Consider the following 22,424-nt stretch of genomic DNA (forward strand, 5'->3'; position numbering starts at 1 on the left):
TCCAGGCAACGCAGAAGATACAGGGCTCACCCCTTGGCCTCGGCGATGAGGGTGTCGGCGGCCTCGGCCAGAAGGTCCTCATCGGCCGAACCGTAGATGGGCTCGCGGCCGACCTCCAGCATGATCGGCACCGAAAGCGGCGAGATCCGGGCAAGCGGGCGGTGCACGATCCGCCCCCGGATGCGCGCGAGCAATGCCCCCAGCCGGCCGATGTCGAGCAGGCCGCGCGCCGCATCGGCCCGCGTCGCCTGCAGCAGGACGTGATCCGGCTCGTGCTGACGCAGCACGTCGTAGATCAGGTCCGTGGACATGGTGACCTGCCGGCCGGTCTTCTCGCGGCCCGGGAAGCGCCGCTCGACGAGGCCCGCGATCACCGCGCAATTGCGGAAGGTGCGCTTGAGCAACGCCGATTCCGCCATCCAGGCATCGAGGTCGTCGCCCAGCATGTCCTCCTCGAACAGCGCGTCCATGCCGACGCGGCGCATGTCGCGCAAGCCCCAGACCGCAAGCCCGTACTCGTTGGCGGCGAAGCCCATGGGGCGCAGCCCGGCCCGTTCCAGCCGCCGCGTCAGCAGCATCCCCAGCGTCTGGTGCGCAAGCCGGCCCTCGAAGGGATAGGCGACGAGGTAGTGCTTGCGCCCGCGCGGGAAGGTCTCGACCAGCATCTGGTCGCGCGCAGGTATGACCGATTTCGCCGCCTGCAGGGCGAGCCACTCCTCCACCTGCGGCGAGAGCATCCCCCACCCCTCCCGGTCGGCGAGCAGCCCGCGGACCCGGTCGGCGAGAAAGGTCGAGAGCGGGAACTTGCCGCCCTGGTAGGACGGCACCTTGGGCTCGGCCCCGCCCGCACGGCTGACGAACACGTCGGTCTCGCGCAGGCCCTCGAGGCGCAGCACCTCGCCCGCAAACAGGAAGGTGTCGCCGGGACCCAGTTGCTCGACGAACCATTCCTCGATCTCGCCCAGCATCCGCCCGCCCATCGCGGACGCGCCGCGCCCCGGCTTCGTCAGGCGGACCTTCAGCATCGGCGCCTCGACGATGGTCCCGACGTTCATGCGATAGGCCTGTGCCGCACCGCGCGAGGCGATCACCAGCCGCCCGTCCGGTGAGGCCTTCAGCCGCCGGAAGCGGTCGTAGCGGCGCAGCGCGTAGCCGCCGGTCTCCACGAAGGCGAGCACGCGGTCGAAGGTCTGCCGGTCGAGGTGGGCATAGGGGCTGGCGCTCCTCACTTCCTCATGGAGCCGGTCGGGCACGACCCCCGGCCCGCAGGCGACGCCCGTCACGTGCTGGGCAAGCACGTCGAGCGCGCCGGGCGCGGGCGGCTCTCCGTCGAGAGCCCCCTCCTCCACCGCCACGCGGGCGGCCAGACATTCCAGGTACTCGAACCGGTTGGACGGCACGAGCAGCGCACGCGACGGCTGGTCGAGACGGTGGTTCGCGCGCCCGATCCGCTGCAGCAGGCGCGAAGAGCCCTTGGGCGCCCCGATCTGGATAACGAGGTCGACGTCCCCCCAGTCGATGCCGAGGTCGAGGGTGGACGTGCAGACGACCGCCCGGAGCGCGCCTTTTGCCATCGCTGCCTCGACCTTGCGCCGCTGCTCCACGGACAGGCTGCCGTGATGGAGCGCGATCGGCAGCGCGTCCTCGTTCTCCCGCCACAGTTCCTGGAACAGCACCTCCGCCTGCGAGCGCGTGTTGACGAAGACGAGTGTGGTCCGGTGCGCGCGGATCGCCGTCATCACCTCGCCCACCGCATGGCGCGCCGAATGGCCCGACCACGGCACGCGCGCGTCGGAGAAGAGCACCGCCACCTCCGGCTTCGCGCCCGGCGCACCCACGATGCGCCGCGCCTGCGCCTCCCCGCCCGGCGGCTGCGGCACGAGCCAGCGCGCAAGCCGGTCCGGATCGGCCACCGTCGCCGACAGCCCCACGGCGCGGAGCCCCGGCGCGAGCGTGCGCAGCCGCGCAAGCCCCAGCGCCAGCAGGTCGCCGCGCTTGCCGCCCTCCATCGCGTGCAACTCGTCCACGATGACGGTCTTCAGGCCCGCGAAGATCCGGTCCGCGTCGTGGTAGGAGAGGAGAAGCGCGATCTGCTCAGGCGTGGTGAGCAGGATGTCGGGTGGCCGGGTGCGCTGGCGCTGGCGGCGGGCCTGCGGCGTGTCGCCGGTGCGCGTCTCGATGCGGAGACCGAGACCCATCTCCGCCACCGGCTGCTCCAGGTTGCGCGCGATGTCGACGGCGAGCGCCTTCAGCGGCGAGACATAGAGCGTATGCAACCGCCAGGGCCGCGCGCCGGACGCATCTCCTTCCGCCATTCCCGCAAGGTCGACAAGGCTCGGCAGGAAGCCCGCGAGCGTCTTGCCGCCGCCGGTGGGCGCGGTCAGCAGGACGCTCTCGCCTGCGCGCGCCGCCTCCAGCATCGCAAGCTGGTGCGGCCGCGGCGTCCAGCCCCGGCCGGAAAACCAGTCGGCAAAGGCAGAAGGCAGGAGGTGTTCCTTCTCCAGATCGCCGGAATGTCGGGACGTCGCCTTGGCCATGGGCTGCAATCTAGCGCGAACGCGCACGCGCGAAAGCGCCGAGAGGGGACGCCTTCCGGTCAGATTGATGCGCGAAGCGGCAAGCAACCCGGAATCTTGCTCAAATCTTGTTCAAGTTCTCGAAAGTTTATTGTAGGTTCCTGACCCCTTGGGGAAACGCATCCACAGGGGCAAAAATGACAAGCTCTGCATTTCCGGCCTGGCAGCCGGACTATTCTGCATCCATCACGCCACCGTTCTTTCCGTCCGACATGGACGGGGTGCCTGTCGTGGCACAAACTTCAGGCGCGGCCAGTGCGCCTGACGGCATCGCTTCAGGACCCGTCGTCACCCCGCTTCCAGGCGGGGCGGAATGGATCTCGCCAACGGGACAGCCCTTGAAGGATGCCCTGCGTCCGGACGGCTATCTCGCCGGGGTGGTTATGACGCTGGGCGTCGGCGACCCGCGGAGCGGACTGATGGTCGGGATGCCCGTGGCTTACGCCGCCGTGATCCCGTCGAAGTACATCCACGGTGCGGTCAAAGACCTTCTCGACCAGGGTGACCTGTTAGGTGCGCTCGAGCAATTGGGCGACGGGCTGCAGGATGTCACGCACTTCCTGAGCGTGAAGTCACACCCCGGCGCGTCCATGGGAACGATCGTGACCATCACGCCCAGCCAGGGCCTCGTGGACGTTGGCTCCGGGACGTTCAAGATGATCGGCAATACCGGCATCGGCGCTTGGATCAACACGCGCGGCCGCGCAGGTTTCGACGAGGACGGCATCTCGCAGGCCGGCTTCAACACGCTCTCCGGCCTCTATGCGCCGATTCCGGGATCGAACCTAGCGGCACAGCGGCTTGCCGACTATTTCTCGAAGATCGGCCTCGCCAAGATCCTTGCGGCGGCACCTGCGACCGGGGGGCTTTCGCTTGCTGCGCTCCCGGCGCTGATGGCGGTCCGCGATTCCGTCAGCAGCGCGCGGCTGGTCGTCGGACACGGCTACAACAATTTCGGCATATCGGAGGATCGGAACGGCACCGTCGACATCCGCCTTGCGGGCAACACGCTGCGCATTCCGGAGGGCGCGTTTCCGGAACTCATCGGCAGCATGATGCCGGACCTTGCGCCAGAGCCGGTGGAGGCTCCGGGCAGGCGCAACTACGACATCACGGAAGAGAGCTTCACGCAGATAGGCTGGCCGGCGGACCGCGCGCGGGCGGCCGCATGGACCTATGACTCGCTGGTGCGCCAGGGCGCGGACCCCTCCTGGGCCATCGAGTGGATCATGGACGGCCAGCGCCATGGCGGCGGCCTTGCCAAGCTCATCGAGCAGGGCATGCCCCCCACCCCGGCCAGCGTGGACGGCGCGGCGTTCGCGGCGGCGGGCATGGGCACACAGGCGGCTGGCGTGGCGAACGAGGCTTATCTTGCGATGCGACCCCAGATGCAGCCGACGCAAGCCTGGCAGGCCGTGTTCGGCACCTATCTGCAGGGCTATGCGAACGGCGGCCACGCTGGCGGCCTGCAGGCGCTCGAGGCTTTGCGCGCAGAGGTGACGGCCCCTGCGGCGGCTTCCGCGGGCCAGGCAGGAGATCCCGCGCCGGCGGCTTCCGCTCAGCCGGCCGGAACGCAGTCTGCCGCCCCCGCCGACGTGCAGCGCATCGCACAGTTCGCCTACACCCGCTATGTGCAGGACGGACACGAGCCCGCGGACGCCGCGCAATGGGTCAACGACGCCTATCGCAGCGGCGGCAAGGCGGCGCTGATCGAACGGGCCACGCCGGCCGTGCCGAACGCGGTAACCCGAGAGGTGTTCCAGCAGAGCGGCATGGGATCGCAGGCGGCAAGCCTCGCCAACGAGGCCTATCTTGCGCAGCGACAGTTCGGTACGTCGCCGCAACAGGCGTGGGAGGCCACCTGGACCGCGTATCTGCAAGGCCTGGGAAGCGGCGGCAGCGCCGGTGCGGTCGAACGGCTGTCCGAGCTCCTCGCACGGGTGTAGCGCAACACGCCGAACAGCAAGGGGCGGGACGGCAGCACCGGCCGTCCCGCCCCTTGGCCCCCGAAGCGTTCACGTCCGCCGCGCAGCAGGCATCTGCGGGCAAGAACGGTTCGATCACGCCAGCCCTGATGGCGCTGGCGCACACGAAACATGCATGATTTTCTGGAAAGCCACCTGAAGGAATGAAGGCCGGCCTGCACTTCTGATCAATGGCTAGTTGACCGCTTGTGTGAAGTGCAGACCGTCCTGTCATCACTGGGGCAAGCTCTTTAAACCATGATTGGCAGGCTCGCGCAAGGGTTGTTTGCGAGAAGCCGGTCCACTCCTTCCGGGCGTGCGGGGCGCTCTGCCCCTGTTGGGTGCAGGCCTGACGCACTAGGTAAGGCACGAGCAAGACGGGGCCGACGAGGACCATGCCTATCGCCGCCGAGGACCTTCTGCACCCGACGCCTTCGGGTCTCTACTGCCCGGAAGGGAACTTCTTCGTGGACCCGCACCGCCCCGTGGAGCGGGCCGTCATCACGCACGGGCACGCCGATCACGCGCGGCCCGGCCATGCCCACGTGCTTGCCACGCCGGAAACGCTGGGCCTCATGCAGATCCGCTACGGAGACGGCGCGGGAGGGCGGCTTCAGGCCCTGCCCTACGGCGAAGCGCTGAACATCAATGGCGTGCGCTTGCGGCTGACGCCCGCCGGACATGTGCTCGGCTCGGCACAGGCCGTGATCGAGCATGGCGGGACGCGCATCGTCGTCTCCGGCGACTACAAGCGCCGGCGCGATCCGACCTGCACAGGTTTCGAGCCGGTGGCGTGCGATGTCTTCATCACGGAAGCGACCTTCGCCCTGCCCGTGTTCCGCCATCCGGACGATGCGGACGAGGTCGCACGCCTGCTGGCGAGCGTCGCCACCTTCCCGGGCCGGACGCACCTGGTCGGCGCCTATGCGCTGGGCAAGGCGCAGCGGCTGATCGCGCTGCTGCGCGCGGCAGGTTGGGACAAGCCTGTCTGGCTCCACGGTGCCGCGGTGAAGCTGACCGACTGGTACCGCGCGCAGGGTATCGGCCTGGGCGACGTGCGCCCGGTCACGGCGGCGGACAAGGGCGACCTTGCGGGTGGCATCGTCGTCGCGCCGCCGTCCGCGCTGGCCGACCGCTGGTCGCGCCGGCTGTCCGACCCCGTCACCTGCTTTGCAAGCGGCTGGATGCGCGTGCGGGCCCGCGCCCGGCAACGGGGCGTGGAACTTCCACTGGTCATCTCCGACCACGCGGACTGGGACGAACTGACACGCACCGTCGCGGAGATCGCCCCAGGCGAGCTTTGGGTCACGCATGGACGCGACGATGCGCTGATCCACTGGGCTCACGCGCAGGGCATACCGGCGCGCCCGCTGGCCCTCGTCGGCCGCGGCGAGGACAATGACGATGGATGAGCGGAGCATCGCCTGATGCAGCGGTTCGCAGACCTGCTCGACAGCCTGTCCTATCAGCCCGGCCGGAACGGAAAGCTTGCGCTGATCGAGGCGTACCTGCGCACCGCACCCGACCCGGACCGAGGTTGGGCGCTGGCGGCGCTGACCGGCGACCTCTCCTTCCGGCACGCGAAGGCGGGTGCGATCCGCGCGCTGATCGGGGCGCGCACCGACCCGGTGCTGTTCGGGCTGTCCTACGACTATGTCGGCGATCTCGCGGAGACGGCGGCGCTGATGTGGCCCACGCAGCCGGGGGCGAACCGGCCGCCGGAGCTTGCCGAGGTGGTGGACGCGCTGTCGGCGGCGCGCCGCGACCAGGTGCCGGATCTGCTCGCGCATTGGCTGGACACGCTCGACGCAACGGGGCGCTGGGCTCTGCTCAAAGTGGTCACCGGCGGCCTGCGCGTCGGGGTGTCGGCGCGGCTCGCCAAGACGGCTGCGGCACAGCTGGGCGGGGTCGACGCTGCCGAGATCGAGGAGCTGTGGCATGCGCTCACGCCGCCCTATGCCAGCCTATTTGCCTGGCTGGAGGGGCGCACGCCCAAGCCCGATCCGCTAGTGCCGGGGGGCTTCCGGCCGCTCATGCTGTCTCACCCGATCGGCGAGGGCGACCTTGCCACCCTGTCGCCCGCCGATGCCGCCGCAGAATGGAAGTGGGACGGGATCCGGGTGCAGGCGGCCGGAGAAAGAGGCACGCTGAACCTCTATTCCCGCACCGGCGAGGACCTGTCGGGCGCCTTCCCCGACCTCGCCGAGGCGCTGTCAGGCATCGAGGCGACACTCGACGGCGAATTGCTGGTCATGCGCGGCGGAGAGGCGCAACCCTTCAACGACCTGCAGCAGCGCCTCGGACGCAAGAGCGTGAGCGCCAAGCTGATGCGGGAGTACCCGGTTGGCCTGCGGCTCTACGACCTGCTGATCGAGAACGGCGAGGATCTGCGCGGCCTTCCCTTCGCGGTGCGGCGGGCGCGGCTCGAAGCCTGGCACGCCCGGGCCGGGCCGGCGCGCACGGACATCTCGCCGCTCGTGGCTTTCGCCGACTGGGCCGAACTCGATGCGCTGCGCGCCAATCCGCCGCATCCGGTGATCGAAGGCGTGATGCTGAAGCGGCGCGATGCGCCCTATATCGCGGGGCGGCCAAAGGGCCATTGGTGGAAATGGAAGCGTGACCCGTTCCTTGTCGACGCGGTGCTGATGTATGCGCAGCGCGGGCACGGAAAGCGCTCGTCCTTCTACTCGGACTTCACCTTCGGCTGCTGGACGGCAGAAGGCGACCTGGTTCCGGTCGGCAAGGCCTATTTCGGCTTCACCGACGCGGAACTGAAGCAGCTGGACCGCTTCGTCCGCGACAACACGGTCGCACGCTACGGCCCGGTGCGTGAGGTGCGGCGCGAGCCTACGCACGGCCTCGTCCTGGAAATCGCCTTCGAAGGGGTCGCCAGGTCCGCGCGCCACAAGTCCGGCGTCGCCATGCGCTTCCCGCGTGTACACCGCATCCGGTGGGACAAGCCACCCGCCGAGGCCGACACCGTCGCCGCGCTCGAAACCCTCGTGCCGTGAAGACCGGCGTCAGGCCTGCGCCACCCGTGCCTCGTCCGGCATCTGCGCCAGGCTTTGCATCGTCATGATCCCGCCGATCAGGAAATCGGCCGAGAACCGGGCCGCGCCCGCGATGTCCGGCGGGGTCTCCCGCAGCAGCTTGTCGCCGATTTCCAGCGCCATGCCGACCGTCGCGGCGGTAATGCGCTGATTGTCCGCCGCCGTCAGGCCGCCATGACTGACCGCCATCTCGATATCGGCGAGGAGATCGACGAAACCCGCCAGCATCCCCGGCGTCTCCACCTGCAGGCGCACCGTGCCCATGTTGCGCCGCAGCACGAGATAGAGTCGGCGATGTTCCAGGATGCAGCGGTAATATATCTCGAAGGACCCCCGCGCGAGGGTCAGGCAATCGGGCGCCTCCTCGCGCAGATGCTGCAGCCGGAAGCGCAGCTCGTCCGCCATCTCGTCGAGGAGAGCGCCGAAGACCTCCTCCTTGGAGCGGAAGTAGTTGTAGAACGTGCCGGACGCGAGGCCCGTGCGGCCAATGATGTCGCGCACGCTCGACCCGCCGAACGACAGTTCCGCGAACACGTCCTGCGCCGCCTCAAGGATCGCGTCCCTGTTGGCTTCCTTGTTGAGAGCCCGCTTTCCACGCGGGGTGATGCTGTCCATTCGCCCATTCCCTCTGGCTGATCACCGACCCGCGTGCCATCGTCTTTTTGAATATCTTATCGCCCATTTCGGGACAAAGTACAAGCGCGCACTCGCCTTTTCGGCGAGTGCGGCCAATGCCGAGAGCGGCGGGGCCGACAACACGACCCCCAAGGGACACCCCTTGCCGGAGCCGTCACCTTCGCGGCCCCGGGGCTCCTGTCCCCGGCAGATAGACTAGGCGATCTTGATCTGGTTCGCTTGCTTGCTCTGGGAGAGGTTCTTGATCATCATGATGCCGCCGATAAGAAACTCCGCCGAAAAGCTCGCTGCACCGAATATGTCCGGGCTCTCCTGCTGCAGAAGCTCATCGCCAACCTCGAGGGCGAGACCCAGGCTCGCTGCCGTTATCCGGCGGTTCTCGGCGTCACTCAATCCACCATGGCTGACCGCCGCCTCGATATCCTTGATGAAGAAGGAAAATCCGAACAACGTGCCTTGCATCTCGACCTGCGACCGTACCGTTCCCATGTTGCGCCGGAGAACGAGGTAGAGCCCCCGGTTCCGCAGGATGCAGCGATAATAGACTTCGAAACAGCTGCGGGCGTGCGCGATGCAACCAGGATACTGACCCGGCAATTCCTGCAGCCCGGAGCGAAGCTCCGCGCCCATTTCCTCGAGCAGCGCGCAGAAGATCTCTTCCTTGGAGCGGAAGTAATTGTAGAAGGTTCCGGACGCGAGACCGGTCCGCGCGATGATGTCGCGCACGCTCGACCCGCCGAAGGACAATTCTGCGAACACGTCCTGCGCCGCTTCCAGGATCGCGTCCCTGTTGGCTTCCTTGTTGAGAGCCCGCTTTCCACGCGGGGTGATACTGTCCATTCGCCCATCCCCCCCCGGCTGACCGTCGCCCCGCATGGTATTATTTTTTGAATATCTTCGCTTGTTTCGGCATAAAGAACAAGTGTCCGCTCGCCTCGGCGGCGAGTGCCGCCGCTTCCGGAGGGGTGCGATTGACAAGAGGCGCCCCAGCGGTCCTTATCGGGCCATTGCCGACTGGAGTTGATCGCAATGCCCGACACGCCCCTGCCAGACCTGCTGCGAAGCGCTGGCCCGCTGATGATCGATGCGCTGCCGCATGCGCGCGCCATCGGCATGCGCGTCATAGACATGGATTGGGGCGCGTGCGTGGCCTCGATCCCCTATGCCGAGCACCTGATCGGCGACCCGGACACCGGCGTGATCCACGGCGGCGTGGTGACGACGCTGCTCGACAATGCGTCGGGCCTGGCAGCCTTCCTCGCCGGCGACACGCCGATGCAGGTTGCAACGCTCGACCTGCGCATCGACTACAACCGCCCGGCCGTGCCGGGAAAGGCGATCTACGCGCGCGCCACCTGCTACAAGCTCACGCGGTCGGTCGCCTTCGTGCGCGGCACGGCGTGGGAAACCGAGGAGCGGGACCCGGTCGCCACCTCGGTGGGAACCTTCATGCTGACCGAGGTGCCGGAATACATGGTGCAGCTGGCCGCGCAGATCGGGAGCCAGCAATGAACGGGCGCAACCGCATCGACATCGCCGAGGAGAGAGCCCGCAGCCAAGCGCTGCGCGACCTCATCGGGCGCATCCCATATGCGCGGTTCCTCGGCATCACCATCGACCGGCGCGGTGACGAGATCACGACGACACTGAACTTCGATGAGAAACTCATCGGCAACCCGGTGCTGCCGGCGCTGCACGGCGGTGTGATCGGCGCCTTCATGGAGGTGACTGCCATCGCGCAGCTCGCCTGGACGATGCCGGGCGCGCCGCTGCCCAAGCCCATCGACATCTCGGTCGACTATCTGCGCTCGGGCCGGCCCATGGACACCTTCGCCCGCGCGATCATTGCCAAGCCCGGCCGCCGCGTCGCAAACGTTCGCGTGGAAGCCTGGCAGGACGAGCGCGCGCGTCCCATCGCCGCACTGCACGGCCACTTCCTGCTGCGCCGCGACGAGGAGAGCGGCACCGGCGCCTGAACGCCCGGCACCGCCGCCTTCGCCAGGTTACTGCGCGGCGCCCTGCACCTGGGCCAGCGCCTTCAGGCAGTCGTCCATCTCGGCATTGCATTCGAAATGGAGCGTGCGGTCCTCGCTTTCGATCGCGATGCGCAGCGTCGGGCCGTGCTTCTTGCCCTTGCCGTGGTGCATGCCGCCCATCTTGCCGTGCATGCCGCCGTCGCCGCCGTGCATGCCATGGCGCATCTGCATGCCCTGGCCCATCATCCCCTGGCCTTGGCCCATCATGCCTTGGCCCATCATGCCTTGGCCTTGGCCTTGGCCTTGGCCTTGGCCTTGGCCTTGCATCATCGGCATCTGGCCACCCTGCATGGGCACCTTGTTGTCGGAGGCCCCCTGTTGCGCCAACACGGCTGTGCCGCCCGCCAGCGTCACGGCTGCCACCGCTGCCAGGAATGCGCGCGTCTTCATGGTGCTATCCTCCCGGTCGGATTCCGAAACTGCGAGCCGCGCGGTCCGGTCGGGACCGTGCGCCTCGATGTCTCATAACACTTCCGCGATGTGTCGAGGTTGAGGCAGGTCAGAGCCGGCGGCGCGCGAAGACCCCGGCAGCGGTCCGGTGCAGTATCGCATGGCGGCGCGCGACCACGTCCACGTCGCGGTCATAGCCGCCGCCGAGCACGCCCGCCAAAGGCACGCCCACGGCAAGGCATGTCTCCAGCACGTAGGCGTCGCGGCGGGCAATCCCGGCGTCGCTGAGCGCAAGCCGCCCCAGCCGGTCGTCGCGGTGCGGGTCGACCCCGGCATTGTAGAACACGAGATCGGGCCGCACCTGGGTCAGCAAGTCCGGCAGGTGGGTGGCGAGGGTCGAGAGATAATCGGCGTCCTCCATCCCGTCGGGCAGGGGCACGTCGCGGTAGCTTTGCATCTTGCGGGCAGGGAAGTTCTTCTCCGCGTGCATGGAAAAGGTGAATACGCGCGGCTCGTCCGCGAAGATCTGGGCCGTGCCGTCACCCTGGTGCACGTCGAGATCCACCACGAGGATGCGGGAGACCGCACCCTCCGCCAGCAGGACGCTCGCTGCCACGCCCACGTCGTTGAAGACGCAGAAGCCTGCGCCGTGCGGCCGCGCCGCGTGATGGCTGCCGCCCGCCGTGTTGCAAGCGAGCCCCTGTTCGAGCGCGAGCCGCGCGGTCAGCAGCGTGCCCGCGCAGGCGAGCCTGGACCGGCGCGCCACCTCGGCCGTCATGGGAAACCCGATGCGCCGCGCCACGTCCGGCGGCACGGTCAGCGTCATTACCTGGTCGACATAGGCCGTGTCATGGGCGAGCCGCAGCCAGTTCGGAGGCGCCTCCACCGGCTGCACGTGCCCGCCCGGTGCGACGAGGCCCTCCTCCAGCAGGATCTCGAACACCCGCCCGAACTTGCCCATGGGGAAGCGGTGGTTAGGGTCGAGGGGGGCCCGGTAGCCCGGATGATGAACGATGGGAAGCGGCATGGCTGGCATGTAGCGCGCGGCGCAACATGCGCCAAGCGCAGGCGCCGGCGACCCTGCTATGGTCGCGCGCGATGAGCACCGCACCCTCCAGCCCGGCCGCAGGCGACACCCCGCCCATAAGCCATGCGCGCATCCTCGCGCTCGCAGGGCCGATCATCCTGTCGAACGTGTCGGTCCCGCTGCTGGGCGTGGTCGATACGGCGATCGTCGGACGGCTCGACGATCCGGCCTTCATTGGCGCGGTCGCGGTCGGGGCGACGCTGTTCAGCTTCCTCTACTGGAGCTTCGGCTTCCTGCGCATGGGGACGACGGGCCTGACGGCGCAGGCCAGGGGCGCGCGCGACGGGATCGAGGTGACGGCCTGCCTCGCCCGCGCGCTTATGATCGCGGGCGCCGCGGGCGCCGCGCTGATCCTGCTGCAGGCGCTGCTCGCCGCAGGCACCTTCCCGCTGATGGACGCGAGCGCGGAGGTGGAAAGCCACGCGCGCACCTATTTCGCCATCCGCATCTGGTCGGCCCCGGCGGCGCTGGGCATGTTCGCGCTGGTCGGCTGGTTCGTCGGCCTGTCGCGCACGCGCACCGTGCTGCTGCTGCAACTGCTGCTCAACGGCCTCAACATCGCGCTCGACCTCGTGCTCGGCCTGTGGCTGGGCTGGGGCGTCGTCGGCGTCGCGGTCGGCACGGTGATCGCGGAATGGACGGCGACGCTCACCGGCCTCGCCATCGCGCTCGCATATGCCCGCAGGACGCCGCTGCCGAGCTGGGCGCAGATCGTGGAGCGGGCGCGCATCGTCCGCACCATCGCGGTCAACCGCGACATCATGATCCGCTCGATCCTGCTGCTGCTGGCCTTCGCGATCTTCACGCGCGAAGGGGCGCGGGCAGGCGACCTGACGCTGGCGGCGAACGCGGTGCTCATCCATTTCTTCCACGTGTCAGCCTATGCGCTCGACGGGTTCGCCTTCGCGGTCGAGGCGCTGGTGGGGGAGGCGATCGGCGGGAAGGACCGCACCGCCCTGCGCCGCGCGGTGCGGCTGACGACGCTGTGGTCGGCTGGCGCGGCGCTCTTCGCGTCGCTGGTCTATCTGGCGGCGGGCGGCCTCGTCATCGACCTGCTGACCATCCTGCCGGAGGTGCGGGCGGAGGCGAGGGTCTATGTCCTGTGGGCCGCGCTCGCCCCGCTGACCGGCTTGTGGTGCTTCCTGCTCGACGGCATCTTCATCGGTGCGACGCGGGGGCGCGAGATGCGCAACGCCATGATCGCGGCGTTCGCCGTCTATCTCGCCGCCTGGGCGATGCTGATCCCCGCCTTCGGCAACCACGGCCTGTGGGCCACGATCCACGTGTTCTTCATCGCGCGCGCGCTGACGCTGCTGGTGTACTACCCGCGCGTGGTGGGCGACGCCGAGGCGCGCTGATCCGCCCCCACCGCCTGGGACAAGTGCGTGAAGCCGTCGCGGGCGAGCAGGGCGCAAAGCTCCCGCCGGATGCGCCCGACAAGCGCGGGCCCCTCGTAGACCAGCGCGCTGTAAAGTTCGACGAGACTCGCGCCTGCGCGGATCTTGGCATAGGCGCTCGCCCCGTCGTGGACGCCGCCCACGCCGACGAGCGGGATGCGCCCCTGCACCCGCGCCGCGACCTGGCGCAGCACCTCGGTCGAAGAGGCGAACAGCGGCTCGCCCGACAGCCCGCCCGTTTCGGCCTTCGCGGCGCTCTGGAGCGTTTCGGGCCGCGCGATCGTCGTGTTGGAGACGATCATGCCGTCGATGGGGCGGGCGAGCACGACCTCCACGATGTCGTCGAGGCCCGCCTCGTCCACATCCGGCGCGATCTTGAGCAGCAGCGGCACCGGCGTTGCGCCGCCGGTGGTCAGGCCTTCGCGCGCCTCCACCAGCGCGTCGAGCAGGCGGGCCAGCGCCTCGCGTCCCTGGAGGTCGCGCAGGCCCGGCGTGTTGGGCGAGGAGATGTTGACCGTGAAGAAGGCGCAGAGGCCGTGCAGCCCCTTCAGCCCCGTCACATAGTCCGCGACGCGGTCGTCGGCATCCTTGTTCGCGCCGATGTTGGCGCCGACGAGGCCCGGCTTGCCCGCGCGCGCGGCGAGGCGGCGCTTCGCTGCCTCCAGCCCGCCATTGTTGAAGCCGAGACGGTTCACGACCGCTCGGTCCTCCGGCAGGCGGAAGATGCGCGGGCGCGGATTTCCTGCCTGCGGGCGCGGCGTGATCGTGCCCACCTCGACGAAGCCGAAGCCCGCCGCCAGCATGGCGTCCGGCACCTCGGCATCCTTGTCGAAACCCGCAGCGAGGCCCACCGGGTTGGGAAAGTCGAGACCGAAAAGCTCCATCCGCAGCGCGGGGTCGGCGGGCGTGCGGTCGCGCGGGCCGAAACCCGCCGTCAGCCCTGCGATGGTCGCGCGGTGCGCGGTCTCGGGATCGAGCGCATGGAGGACGGGCCGGACGAGGCAGAACGGCAGGCTCATCGAGGCAGCACCCCCTCCGGAAAGACATGCGCGCCCTTGGCGCAGAGTGGTAACGCCTTCACCCAGAGCACCGCGTCGAGCGGCAGGGGACCGTAGAGATGCGGGAAACGGTCGCCGCCGCGCGATACCTCCCATTTCAGTGCGTCGCCCAGCGCGTCTGCGTCCACCGCCACGAGCAGCAGGCCGTCGCGGCCCGCGAAGTGCCTGGCCGCCGTCTCCGCCACCTGGTGGGCGGCGGAGAAATGGATGAAGCCGTCGGCCACGTCGACCGGCGCGCCGGTGTAGACGCCGGCAGCCTCTGCCGCCGCCCACTCCGCGCGCCCCGCGATCTTGTAGACCGGGGTCATCGCAGGCTCAGGCCGCGCCCGCATCGGCGTCGCGGTGCAGCGCGGCGTCGATCAGGCCGACGGTGCGCCCGAGGCCGTAGAGCGCGACGAAGGAGCCCATGCGCGGCCCCGACGTCTGGCCGAGCAGCGTCTCGTAGAGGCAGCCGAACCACTCGCGCAGGTTCTCGAACCCGTGGCGCTTGCCGACCTCGAACACCGCGTTCTGGATGTCCTCTGCCGCCGCCCCCTCCGCGAAGCCCTGCAGCGTGCCGCGCAGATCCTCGAGCGCGGCGCGCTCCGCCGCCGTCGGCGGGCGGTAGAACTTGGTCGGCCGGACGAAATCCTCGAAATACTTGATCGCGTAGCCGACGAGGCGGTCGAGCAGAGGGTGGCTCGCGGGGCTCGCGCCCGGCACATAGGCCGAGATGAAGCCCCAGAGAATCTCCCGATCCTGCGAGTTCGACGCGGACACGAGATTCAGCAGCATGTTGAAGCTGATCGGGCTCGTCTCCTCGGGCGGCGTGCCTTCGTGGATGTGCCAGACCGGGTTCTCGACCTGCCGGTCGGACCCCTCGCCGCGGTACTTCTCGAGGAAGGTCAGGTATTCGTCGACCGCCTTCGGGATCACGTCGAAATAGAGCCGCTTGGCCGCGCGCGGCTTCTGGAACATGTAGAGGGCGAGGCTTTCCGGGCTGGCATAGGTCAGCCACTCGTCGATGGTGAGGCCGTTCCCCCTGGACTTGGAGATCTTCTGCCCGTTCTCGTCGAGGAACAGTTCGTAGTTGAACCCGGCGGGCGGGTTGCCGCCGAGGATGCGGGTGATCTTGCCGCCGAGGTCGACCGAGGGGATGAGGTCCTTGCCCGCCATCTCGTAATCGACGCCCAGCGCGTACCAGCGCATCGCCCAGTCGGGCTTCCATTGCAGCTTGCAGTGCCCGCCGGTCACCGGCACTTCGACCTTCTCGCCGTCGGTGTCCTCGAACACAACCGTGCCCTTCGACGCATTGCGTTCCAGGATCGGCACCTGCAGGACATGGCCCGTCCTGGGCGAGATCGGGAGGAAGGGCGAATAGGTCTGCTGGCGCTCCTCGCCCAGCGTCGGCAGCATCACTTCCATGATGCGGTCGTATTCCTCGAGCACGCGGATCAGCGCGTCGTCGAAGCGGCCAGAGGTGTACCAGTCGGTCGCCGACTGGAACTCGTACTCGAAGCCGAAGGCATCGAGGAAGGCGCGCAGGCGGGCATTGTTGTGGTGGCCGAAGCTCTCGTGCGTGCCGAAGGGATCGGGCACCTTCGTCAGCGGCTCGTTCAGGTGCTGCGCCAGCAGGTCGCGGTTCGGCACGTTGTCCGGCACCTTGCGCAGTCCGTCCATGTCGTCGGAGAAGGCGAAGAGCCGCGTCGGCATGCCGGTCAGCATCTCGAAGGCGCGGCGCACCATGGTCGTGCGCGCCACCTCGCCGAAGGTGCCGATGTGCGGCAGGCCCGAGGGGCCGTAGCCCGTCTCGAACAGCACATAGCCCTTCTCCGGCAGCTTGCCGCCCAGGCGTTTCTCGAGCTTCCGCGCCTCCTCGAACGGCCAGGCCTTGGCGTTGCGGGCGATTTCAGCGGTCTCGGGCGTGTGGGCGATCATCTCCGGCTTCCCTGGCGTTTTCGGCCCGTTCCTGCGGGCGGCCCCCGCTCTACTCCCCGGCAGGGAAGGCGTCAACGTCCGCGGGGTCCGCGCGGTGCTGAGGCCGGAGCGATGGACGGTCACCGCGGCCCATGCTAACGCGCATGTCATGGCCGACAGCGAACAGCAGGCGGACCCGCGCCCCACGGCGGCCTCGGCCGCGGAAGCACCGGCTGCGCTCGTCGCGGCGGCCGGGCGCGCGCTCGTCTGCACGGCGGAAGGAGAGATCGTTGCACCGTCCCCGTCCGCGGCGCGCAACTTGCTGACCGCCGGCCCGGTCCTGGTCGCGCACGCGCCCTTCACCGCGCGCAGGCTGGACGCGGCGCGGCCCGCGCGGCATCCGGGCCTGTTCGACGCGCTGGAACTCTTCGCGTTCGTTCGGCCTGCGGCCACCTGCGCGCCGACGCCGTCGGGCCTCGCCCGCGCGCTGGGGCTTGAAGTGCCGGAAACGCTGGAGGACCAGGCGCTCGCACTGCACATGGCCGTCCAGGCACTGCTGGCAGAGGCGGCACGAACCTCGGGGGAGGAGCGCGCGCACGTCGCCCGCCTCGTCCGGCAGATGGGCAAGGCAGGCTGGGCCTGGGCGGGCCCCCTGCTCGGCGCGCTGGACGAGGGTGCGGAGGCACCGCCCGCGGAGCGTGCGCGCAACGCCTTCGCCGTGTGGGAGGCCCTGCCCCGCTGGGAGGACGAGGCCGGGCGCGGCGCGCCGGGAACGGCAGCAGTAAGCGGGCAGGAGGCGCGCGACCGGCTCGCCCGCCTGGTGGGCCGCGCGGCGGAGGTGCGCCCCACGCAGGCGGCCTATGCCGAGACGGCCGCAAAGGCCTTCGCGCCGCGCGCCATGGAAGGTGCGCCGAACGTCGTGCTGGCGGAGGCGGGCACGGGCATCGGCAAGACGCTGGGTTACCTGGCACCCGCCAGCGTCTGGGCGGAGAAGAACGACGGCGCGGTCTGGGTCTCGACCTACACCAAGGCCTTGCAGCGCCAGATCGACCGCGAACTCGACCGGCTCTACCCGGACCCGCGGGAGAAGCGCGCCCGCGCCGTCGTGCGCAAGGGGCGGGAGAACTATCTCTGCCTGCTGAACTACCAGGAGGCAGTGGGCCGTGCCGCAACCGGCGGGAGCGACCCGGTGGCGCTGGGCTTCGTCGCGCGCTGGTTGGTGGCGACGCGCGACGGCGACGTGATCGGCGGAGACCTGCCGGGCTGGCTGCCGGACCTGATGGGAGGCGCGTTCTCGGGCCTGACCGACCGGCGCGGCGAGTGCATCTATTCCGCCTGCGAGCACTATCGCCGCTGCTTCATCGAGCGCACGGTGCGGCGCGCCCGCGGCGCGGACATCGTGGTGGCGAACCACGCCCTCGTCATGGCGCAGGCAGCCCTCGACGCGCTGATCGACGCGCCCGACGAGGATGGCGTGTCGGAGGCACGCACCAGGCTCGTGTTCGACGAGGGCCATCACCTGTTCGAGGCGGCCGACAGCGCCTTCTCGGCCTGCCTCTCGGGCCTCGAGACTGCCGAACTGCGCCGCTGGGTGCGTGGCGCGGAGAGCCGCAGACGGCGCGGGCGAGGGCTGGAGACGCGGCTTGCCGACCTCATCGCCGCGATCCCGGAGGATCGCCCGCGCGAGAAGGCGGAAGGCGCGCTGCGGGCAGCACGCGCCCGCGCCGCCGACCTGCCGGGCGAGGGCTGGACGAGCCGCATCCGCGAGGGCACGCCCGCCGGTCCCGCCGAGACGCTGCTGGCCGGGCTGATGGCGCATGTGCGCGCGCGCAGCCCGGAGGGTGCAGGACTGGCGCAGGAAGCCGAGTTGCGACCGCTCACCGATGGGCTGTCCGAGGCGGCGGACGCGCTCGCCACCGTGCTGGACGATCTCGCGGGCAATCTGAGGGCGCTGTCGGGCGCGCTGCGTGCGCGGCTAACAAACGAGGCGGAGACGCTGGACACCGCCGAGCGCACGCGGCTCGCGGCGGCCGCGCGCGGCCTCGACCGGCGCGCCAAGGTCATGCTGCCGACGTGGATCTCGATGCTGCGGGGTATCGACGCGGACCCTCCCGAGGGCGCGGTCGACTGGGTCTCCGTCGATCCCATCGGCGCGCGCGCGCTCGACGTCGCCCTGCGCCGCCACCTGCTCGACCCCATGGCGCCGTTCGCGGTGTCGGTGCTCGCCCCGGCGCACGGCGCGCTCATCACCTCGGCGACGCTGCGCGACCGGGAACTCGACGCCGCCCAGGACGGAAACTGGGTGAGCGCGGAGGCGCGCACCGGTGCGCGCCACCTCCCGCTGCCGGCGATCCGGGCGAGTTTCACCTCCCCCTTCGACTATGGCGCGGAGACGCGGGTCTTCATCGTGACCGACGTGCGCCGCGACGAACCGGCGGAGGTCGCCGCCGCCTACGAGGCGCTGATACGCGCAGCGGGCGGCGGTACGCTCGGCCTCTTCACGGCGATCCGGCGGCTCAAGGCGGTGCACGAGCGGATCGCGCCGAAGCTGGAGGGCGATGGTCTTCCCCTCTATGCCCAGCACGTCGACGCGATGGACGTGGGCGGGCTGGTCGACCTGTTCCGGGAGGAGGAGGACGCAAGCCTGCTCGGCACCGACGCCGTACGCGACGGGGTGGACGTGCCGGGCCGCGCGCTCAGGCTCGCCGTGTTCGACCGGGTGCCCTGGCCGCGCCCCGACATCCTGCACAAGGCGCGGCGCGCGCACTTCGGACGGCGCACGTACGACGACATGCTGGTCCGGTTGAGGCTCGCGCAAGCGTTCGGACGGCTGATCCGCCGGCAGGGCGACCGGGGCGTGTTCGTGCTGCTCGACGCCATGACGCCGTCGCGCCTGCTGACCGCCTTCCCGCCGGAGACGCCGGTTGCGCGCGTGGGCCTCGCCGAGGCGGTGGGAGAGACGCGCGCCTTTCTGCACCGGCACGCTGGGGACTTGCCCTGACCCCGCGAACCGCCTAGCGTCCCGGCAACGCAACAAGCTGCGAGTGGTGCCGATGTCCTCTTCCGCTTCCCCGCTGAGCCCGCAGGCCGCGCTGATCTACGTGATGGTGATCGTGTCCGCCGCCGACAGCGAGATGACCGACCGCGAACTCTACACGATCGGCGAGATCGTCAAGACGCTGCCGATCTTCGAGGATTTCGACCGCGAGAAGCTGGTGTCGACCGCCTCGGCGTGCGCGGAACTGCTCTCGAACGAGGACGGGCTGGACCGGGTGTTCGACGTTGTGGAAGCGGCGCTTCCCGTGCGCCTGCGCGAGACGGCCTACGCGCTTGCCTGCGACGTGGCGGCCTCCGACGGCAAGGCCGGGCAGGAGGAGTTGCGCCTGCTGGAGATGATCCGCCACCGCCTCAGTGTCGAGCGGCTGTCGGCCGCGGCGATCGAGCGGGGCGCGCGCGCCCGTTACGCCCGCGTCTGAGGGCTTTCAGGGGGCAGACCGCTCCGGCAGGAAGCGGATGAAGCGGGCCGCGGCCTCCAGCGCGCGCTCGAGAGCCGCCTCCGGCGTCGTGCCGGAGGACTTGCGGGGCGCGAGGTCGTGGTTGCCGTCGGGCACCCAGTGAACGCGCACGCGGTCCGGCAGACCGTAGCCCGGAACCTCCTCGAAAGTGCCGAAGGGATCGCGTGTCCCCTGCACGATCAGCGCCGCGCAGTCCAGCGCCAGCAAGGGCTCCAGCCGCAGCCGGTCCGGCTTGCCCGTCGGATGGAAGGGATAGCCGAAGCACAACACGCCCGCCGCGCCGACATCGGCCGCCACGCACGCCGCGACGCGCGCGCCCATCGACTTGCCCGCGACGACAATGCGGCGCGCCTCGCGGAGCCCCGCCGCAGCCCCGCGAAATGCATCGCACAGGACCGGCATCCGGTCGGGTGGCGCCTTGCGCCCCTCGAGACGTGCGCGGCGCATGTAGGGGAACTCGAACCGCACCACGCGAATGCCGTGGCAGGCCAGGCCGCGTGCCGCAGCCGCCATGAAGGGGCTGTCCATGCCCGCCCCGGCGCCGTGCGCGAAGAGCACGGTCGCTGCGGCGCCGACGGGACCGTCTGTGAGGATCTGCTCCATGAGCGCGAGAGTGCCGCAAGCCGGCCGCACGGTCACGGCCGGACTGCGCCGGCAGCCTTCAGCGGTTCGGCTGAGGGGTCACGCGGAGATAGGGCTTCACCGCCGTCCAGCCCTTGGGGAACAGCGGCCTCGCCGCCTCGTCCGACAGCGCGGGCACCACGATCACGTCGGCGCCGTTCTGCCAGTCGACGGGCGTTGCCACCTTGTAGCGATCGGTCAGCTGCAGGCTGTCGATGACGCGCAGGATCTCGCCGAAGGCGCGGCCGGTCGATGCCGGATAGGTGATGGAGGCGCGCAGCCGCTTGTGATGGTCGATGACGAACACGCAGCGCACCGTGAGCGAATCCGAGGCTTTCGGATGGATCATCTGATAGGCGTCGGAGACGGTGCGGTCCGCATCGGCGAGAATCGGGTAGGTGAGCTCGACCCCTTGCGTTTCCTCGATGTCGCGGATCCAGCCCAGATGGTCTTCGACGGTGTCGACGCTGACGGCGATGACCTTGGTATGGCGCTTCTCGAACTCCGCCCTGAGGCGGGCCACTGCGCCGAGCTCGGTCGTGCAGACCGGCGTGAAGTCCTTCGGGTGGCTGAACAGGACCGCCCAGCTTTCGCCGATCCAGTCATGAAACCGGATGCGGCCGTGGGTAGACTCCTGCTCGAAATCGGGAACGACATCGCCAAGAAGAAGGCCCATGATAACCTCGTGTCAGTACACATACGAACCGGCCCGGCCGATGACTCAGGCGGGCTGCAGCAAGCTTGTGGCAAACCGTCTGCTTCGCCATGTTTCGCGAAGGAAAGTAGAGATTCCCTTAAACGCTGTCTGCCTGGTGCTTCATGAAGATCCTCCTGCTCCTCCGTCACGCAAAATCGAGCTGGACCGACCCCAAGATCGACGATCACGACCGGCCGCTGAACCGGCGCGGGCGCGATGCCGCGCCGGTAATGGCGCGCTACATGGCGGCGGAAGGCCTGGTTCCGGATTTCGTGTGGTGCTCGACCGCACGGCGGACGCGGGAAACGCTCGACCTCTGGTCTCTGGCGACGGCACGCACGCCGCCGGTCGAATACCGTCAGGACCTGTACCTTGCGGGGGTTGGGACCATCGTCGCCACGGTCCGGCGTACCGACGATGCGCACCGCACCGCCATGCTGGTGGGGCACAATCCGGGGCTGGCCCATGCCGCGCAGGAGCTTCTCGTCGACCGCGACAGCCCCGAAGCGGTCGAGTTGAGCCTCAAGTTTCCGACTGCCGCTCTGGCCGTCATCAGTTTTCCCGTGGACCGCTGGGCGGACGCGGGTCCGGGGACCGGAAAGCTCGAACGCTTCGTCACCCCGCGACGTATCTCGACGCTTTCGGACGAAGACTGAGGCGGTTCAGGCGGCCGGAACGGGCACCGGCTGCGCGCGAACACCCTCGGGGCGCGCGCGCAGATGCCGCAGGTAGCGGGCCTCGAGCCAGCGCACGAAGAGCACAATGGCGAAGGTCAGCACGCAATAGAAGACGCCAGCCGTCAGATAGGCCTCGTAGGGCGCATAGGTCCGGCTGTTGATGATGCGCGCCACACCCAGCAGATCCTCGACCGTCACGATGCTCGCCACCGCGCTGCCGTGGAGCATGAAGATCATCTCGTTGCCATAGGCGGGCAGGGCGCGCCGCATCGCGCTCGGCAGCAGGATGCGGCGCAGTTCCAGCGCGCGCGACATGCCGCAGGCGCGCGCCGCCTCGACCTCTCCCATCGGTGTGCGCTGGATCGCGCCGCGCAGGATCTCGGCAGTGTAGGCCGCCGTGTTGAGCGTGAAGGTGATGAGCGCACACTTCCACGCCTCGTCGATCAGCACCCAGGCCCAGCTGTCGCGCAGGGCGCTGAACTGGCTGAAGCCGTAATAGACGACGTAAAGCTGTACCAGCAGCGGCGTGCCGCGGAACACATAGGTGAAGACCCAGACCGGCCCGTTCAGGAACGGGTTGGCCGAACAGCGCGCGATCGACAGCGGAATGGCGAGCGCAAGGCCGAGGACGAGCGCCGCGGCCACCAGCGCGAGCGTCACGCCCGCGCCCGCGAAATACCAGGGCAGGTTGCGCCAGACGAGGCCCCAGTCGAACCCGAAGGCGAGAAACCAGACGAGCCCGGCAGAAACCAGGAAAACGAGACCGTAGCCAAGGGCGCGCAGAGCCCAGCCGAGCAGGCGCTGCAGCGCCGGCAGGTCGATGC

20 protein-coding genes are annotated in these 22,424 nt (G+C 69.5%); 9 read left to right on the top strand and 11 right to left on the bottom strand.

Annotated elements, in window-relative coordinates; genetic code table 11:
- Positions 1–26 precede the first annotated feature (26 nt).
- Complete coding sequence (locus NJQ99_RS07250; protein ID WP_269332165.1) at positions 27–2,537, bottom strand: ligase-associated DNA damage response DEXH box helicase; 2,511 nt, start codon at positions 2,535–2,537, stop codon at positions 27–29.
- Positions 2,538–2,914: 377 nt separating this feature from the next.
- Between NJQ99_RS07250 and NJQ99_RS07255 the strand changes: the two genes are divergently transcribed.
- From NJQ99_RS07255 to NJQ99_RS07265, 3 genes are all read left to right on the top strand, one after another.
- Entirely contained in the window at positions 2,915–4,522 is a 1,608-nt protein-coding gene (locus NJQ99_RS07255) for a hypothetical protein (protein WP_269332166.1), read from the top strand.
- A gap of 413 nt (positions 4,523–4,935) precedes the next feature.
- Entirely contained in the window at positions 4,936–5,952 is a 1,017-nt protein-coding gene (locus NJQ99_RS07260; protein WP_269332167.1) for a ligase-associated DNA damage response exonuclease, read from the top strand.
- Positions 5,953–5,967: 15 nt separating this feature from the next.
- Positions 5,968–7,551, top strand: coding sequence for a cisplatin damage response ATP-dependent DNA ligase (locus NJQ99_RS07265; protein ID WP_269332168.1), 1,584 nt, complete (start codon positions 5,968–5,970; stop codon positions 7,549–7,551).
- A gap of 9 nt (positions 7,552–7,560) precedes the next feature.
- Here the strand turns inward: NJQ99_RS07265 and NJQ99_RS07270 are convergent, their stop codons facing one another.
- Positions 7,561–8,205, bottom strand: a complete 645-nt coding sequence (locus tag NJQ99_RS07270; RefSeq protein ID WP_269332169.1) for a TetR/AcrR family transcriptional regulator — start codon at positions 8,203–8,205, stop codon at positions 7,561–7,563.
- A 216-nt stretch (positions 8,206–8,421) separates the two neighbouring features.
- Positions 8,422–9,066, bottom strand: a complete 645-nt coding sequence (locus tag NJQ99_RS07275) for a TetR/AcrR family transcriptional regulator (protein ID WP_269332170.1) — start codon at positions 9,064–9,066, stop codon at positions 8,422–8,424.
- 189 nt (positions 9,067–9,255) lie between these two features.
- On the opposite strand from NJQ99_RS07275, the gene NJQ99_RS07280 reads away from it, so the two are divergent.
- Positions 9,256–9,738, top strand: coding sequence for a PaaI family thioesterase (locus NJQ99_RS07280; protein ID WP_269332171.1), 483 nt, complete (start codon positions 9,256–9,258; stop codon positions 9,736–9,738).
- On the top strand, positions 9,735–10,202 hold the full coding sequence (locus NJQ99_RS07285; RefSeq protein WP_269332172.1) for a PaaI family thioesterase: 468 nt from the start codon (positions 9,735–9,737) through the stop codon (positions 10,200–10,202). Before NJQ99_RS07280 ends, NJQ99_RS07285 begins: the two co-directional genes overlap by 4 nt.
- A gap of 27 nt (positions 10,203–10,229) precedes the next feature.
- On the opposite strand, the gene NJQ99_RS07290 is transcribed toward NJQ99_RS07285, so the two are convergent.
- Both NJQ99_RS07290 and NJQ99_RS07295 read right to left on the bottom strand, forming a co-directional pair.
- Positions 10,230–10,652, bottom strand: coding sequence for a hypothetical protein (locus NJQ99_RS07290; RefSeq protein ID WP_269332173.1), 423 nt, complete (start codon positions 10,650–10,652; stop codon positions 10,230–10,232).
- A gap of 109 nt (positions 10,653–10,761) precedes the next feature.
- Positions 10,762–11,679 carry a histone deacetylase family protein gene (locus tag NJQ99_RS07295; RefSeq protein ID WP_269333194.1) on the bottom strand — a complete coding sequence of 306 codons (918 nt, stop codon included), beginning with the start codon at positions 11,677–11,679 and terminating at the stop codon, positions 10,762–10,764.
- 71 nt (positions 11,680–11,750) lie between these two features.
- On the opposite strand from NJQ99_RS07295, the gene NJQ99_RS07300 reads away from it, so the two are divergent.
- Positions 11,751–13,097 carry an MATE family efflux transporter gene (locus NJQ99_RS07300; RefSeq protein ID WP_269332174.1) on the top strand — a complete coding sequence of 449 codons (1,347 nt, stop codon included), beginning with the start codon at positions 11,751–11,753 and terminating at the stop codon, positions 13,095–13,097.
- On the opposite strand, the gene NJQ99_RS07305 is transcribed toward NJQ99_RS07300, so the two are convergent.
- The 3 genes from NJQ99_RS07305 to NJQ99_RS07315 are packed head-to-tail and all read right to left on the bottom strand — an operon-like array spanning position 13,061 to position 16,111.
- Positions 13,061–14,155, bottom strand: a complete 1,095-nt coding sequence (locus NJQ99_RS07305; RefSeq protein WP_269332175.1) for a quinone-dependent dihydroorotate dehydrogenase — start codon at positions 14,153–14,155, stop codon at positions 13,061–13,063. The genes NJQ99_RS07300 and NJQ99_RS07305 overlap by 37 nt on opposite strands.
- Positions 14,152–14,502, bottom strand: coding sequence for a DUF952 domain-containing protein (locus NJQ99_RS07310; RefSeq protein ID WP_269332176.1), 351 nt, complete (start codon positions 14,500–14,502; stop codon positions 14,152–14,154). Before NJQ99_RS07310 ends, NJQ99_RS07305 begins: the two co-directional genes overlap by 4 nt.
- Positions 14,503–14,509: 7 nt before the next feature.
- Positions 14,510–16,111: a lysine--tRNA ligase gene (locus tag NJQ99_RS07315; protein WP_269332177.1), complete on the bottom strand. Its 1,602-nt coding sequence runs from the start codon at positions 16,109–16,111 to the stop codon at positions 14,510–14,512.
- A 148-nt stretch (positions 16,112–16,259) separates the two neighbouring features.
- Here NJQ99_RS07315 and NJQ99_RS07320 point away from each other — a divergent pair, with 148 nt between their 5' ends.
- Together NJQ99_RS07320 and NJQ99_RS07325 are read left to right on the top strand one after the other, a co-directional pair.
- Positions 16,260–19,091, top strand: coding sequence for an ATP-dependent DNA helicase (locus tag NJQ99_RS07320; protein ID WP_269332178.1), 2,832 nt, complete (start codon positions 16,260–16,262; stop codon positions 19,089–19,091).
- Between the two features lie 52 nt (positions 19,092–19,143).
- The gene (locus NJQ99_RS07325) at positions 19,144–19,566 is read left to right on the top strand and encodes a tellurite resistance TerB family protein (RefSeq protein WP_269332179.1); all 423 of its coding nucleotides are present in this window, start codon (positions 19,144–19,146) and stop codon (positions 19,564–19,566) included.
- A 6-nt stretch (positions 19,567–19,572) separates the two neighbouring features.
- On the opposite strand, the gene NJQ99_RS07330 is transcribed toward NJQ99_RS07325, so the two are convergent.
- Together NJQ99_RS07330 and NJQ99_RS07335 are read right to left on the bottom strand one after the other, a co-directional pair.
- Entirely contained in the window at positions 19,573–20,244 is a 672-nt protein-coding gene (locus tag NJQ99_RS07330; protein WP_269332180.1) for an alpha/beta family hydrolase, read from the bottom strand.
- Positions 20,245–20,266: 22 nt separating this feature from the next.
- The gene (locus tag NJQ99_RS07335) at positions 20,267–20,902 is read right to left on the bottom strand and encodes a peroxiredoxin (RefSeq protein WP_269332181.1); all 636 of its coding nucleotides are present in this window, start codon (positions 20,900–20,902) and stop codon (positions 20,267–20,269) included.
- Positions 20,903–21,045: 143 nt separating this feature from the next.
- Between NJQ99_RS07335 and NJQ99_RS07340 the strand changes: the two genes are divergently transcribed.
- Entirely contained in the window at positions 21,046–21,579 is a 534-nt protein-coding gene (locus tag NJQ99_RS07340) for a SixA phosphatase family protein (RefSeq protein WP_269332182.1), read from the top strand.
- A gap of 6 nt (positions 21,580–21,585) precedes the next feature.
- On the opposite strand, the gene NJQ99_RS16365 is transcribed toward NJQ99_RS07340, so the two are convergent.
- A complete protein-coding gene (locus NJQ99_RS16365; RefSeq protein ID WP_407933365.1) occupies positions 21,586–22,353 on the bottom strand; it encodes an ABC transporter permease in 768 nt (255 codons plus the stop codon).
- Positions 22,354–22,424 lie beyond the last annotated feature (71 nt).

Source organism: Futiania mangrovi (assembly GCF_024158125.1).
In the GTDB taxonomy this organism is placed as follows: Bacteria; Pseudomonadota; Alphaproteobacteria; order Futianiales; family Futianiaceae; genus Futiania; species Futiania mangrovi.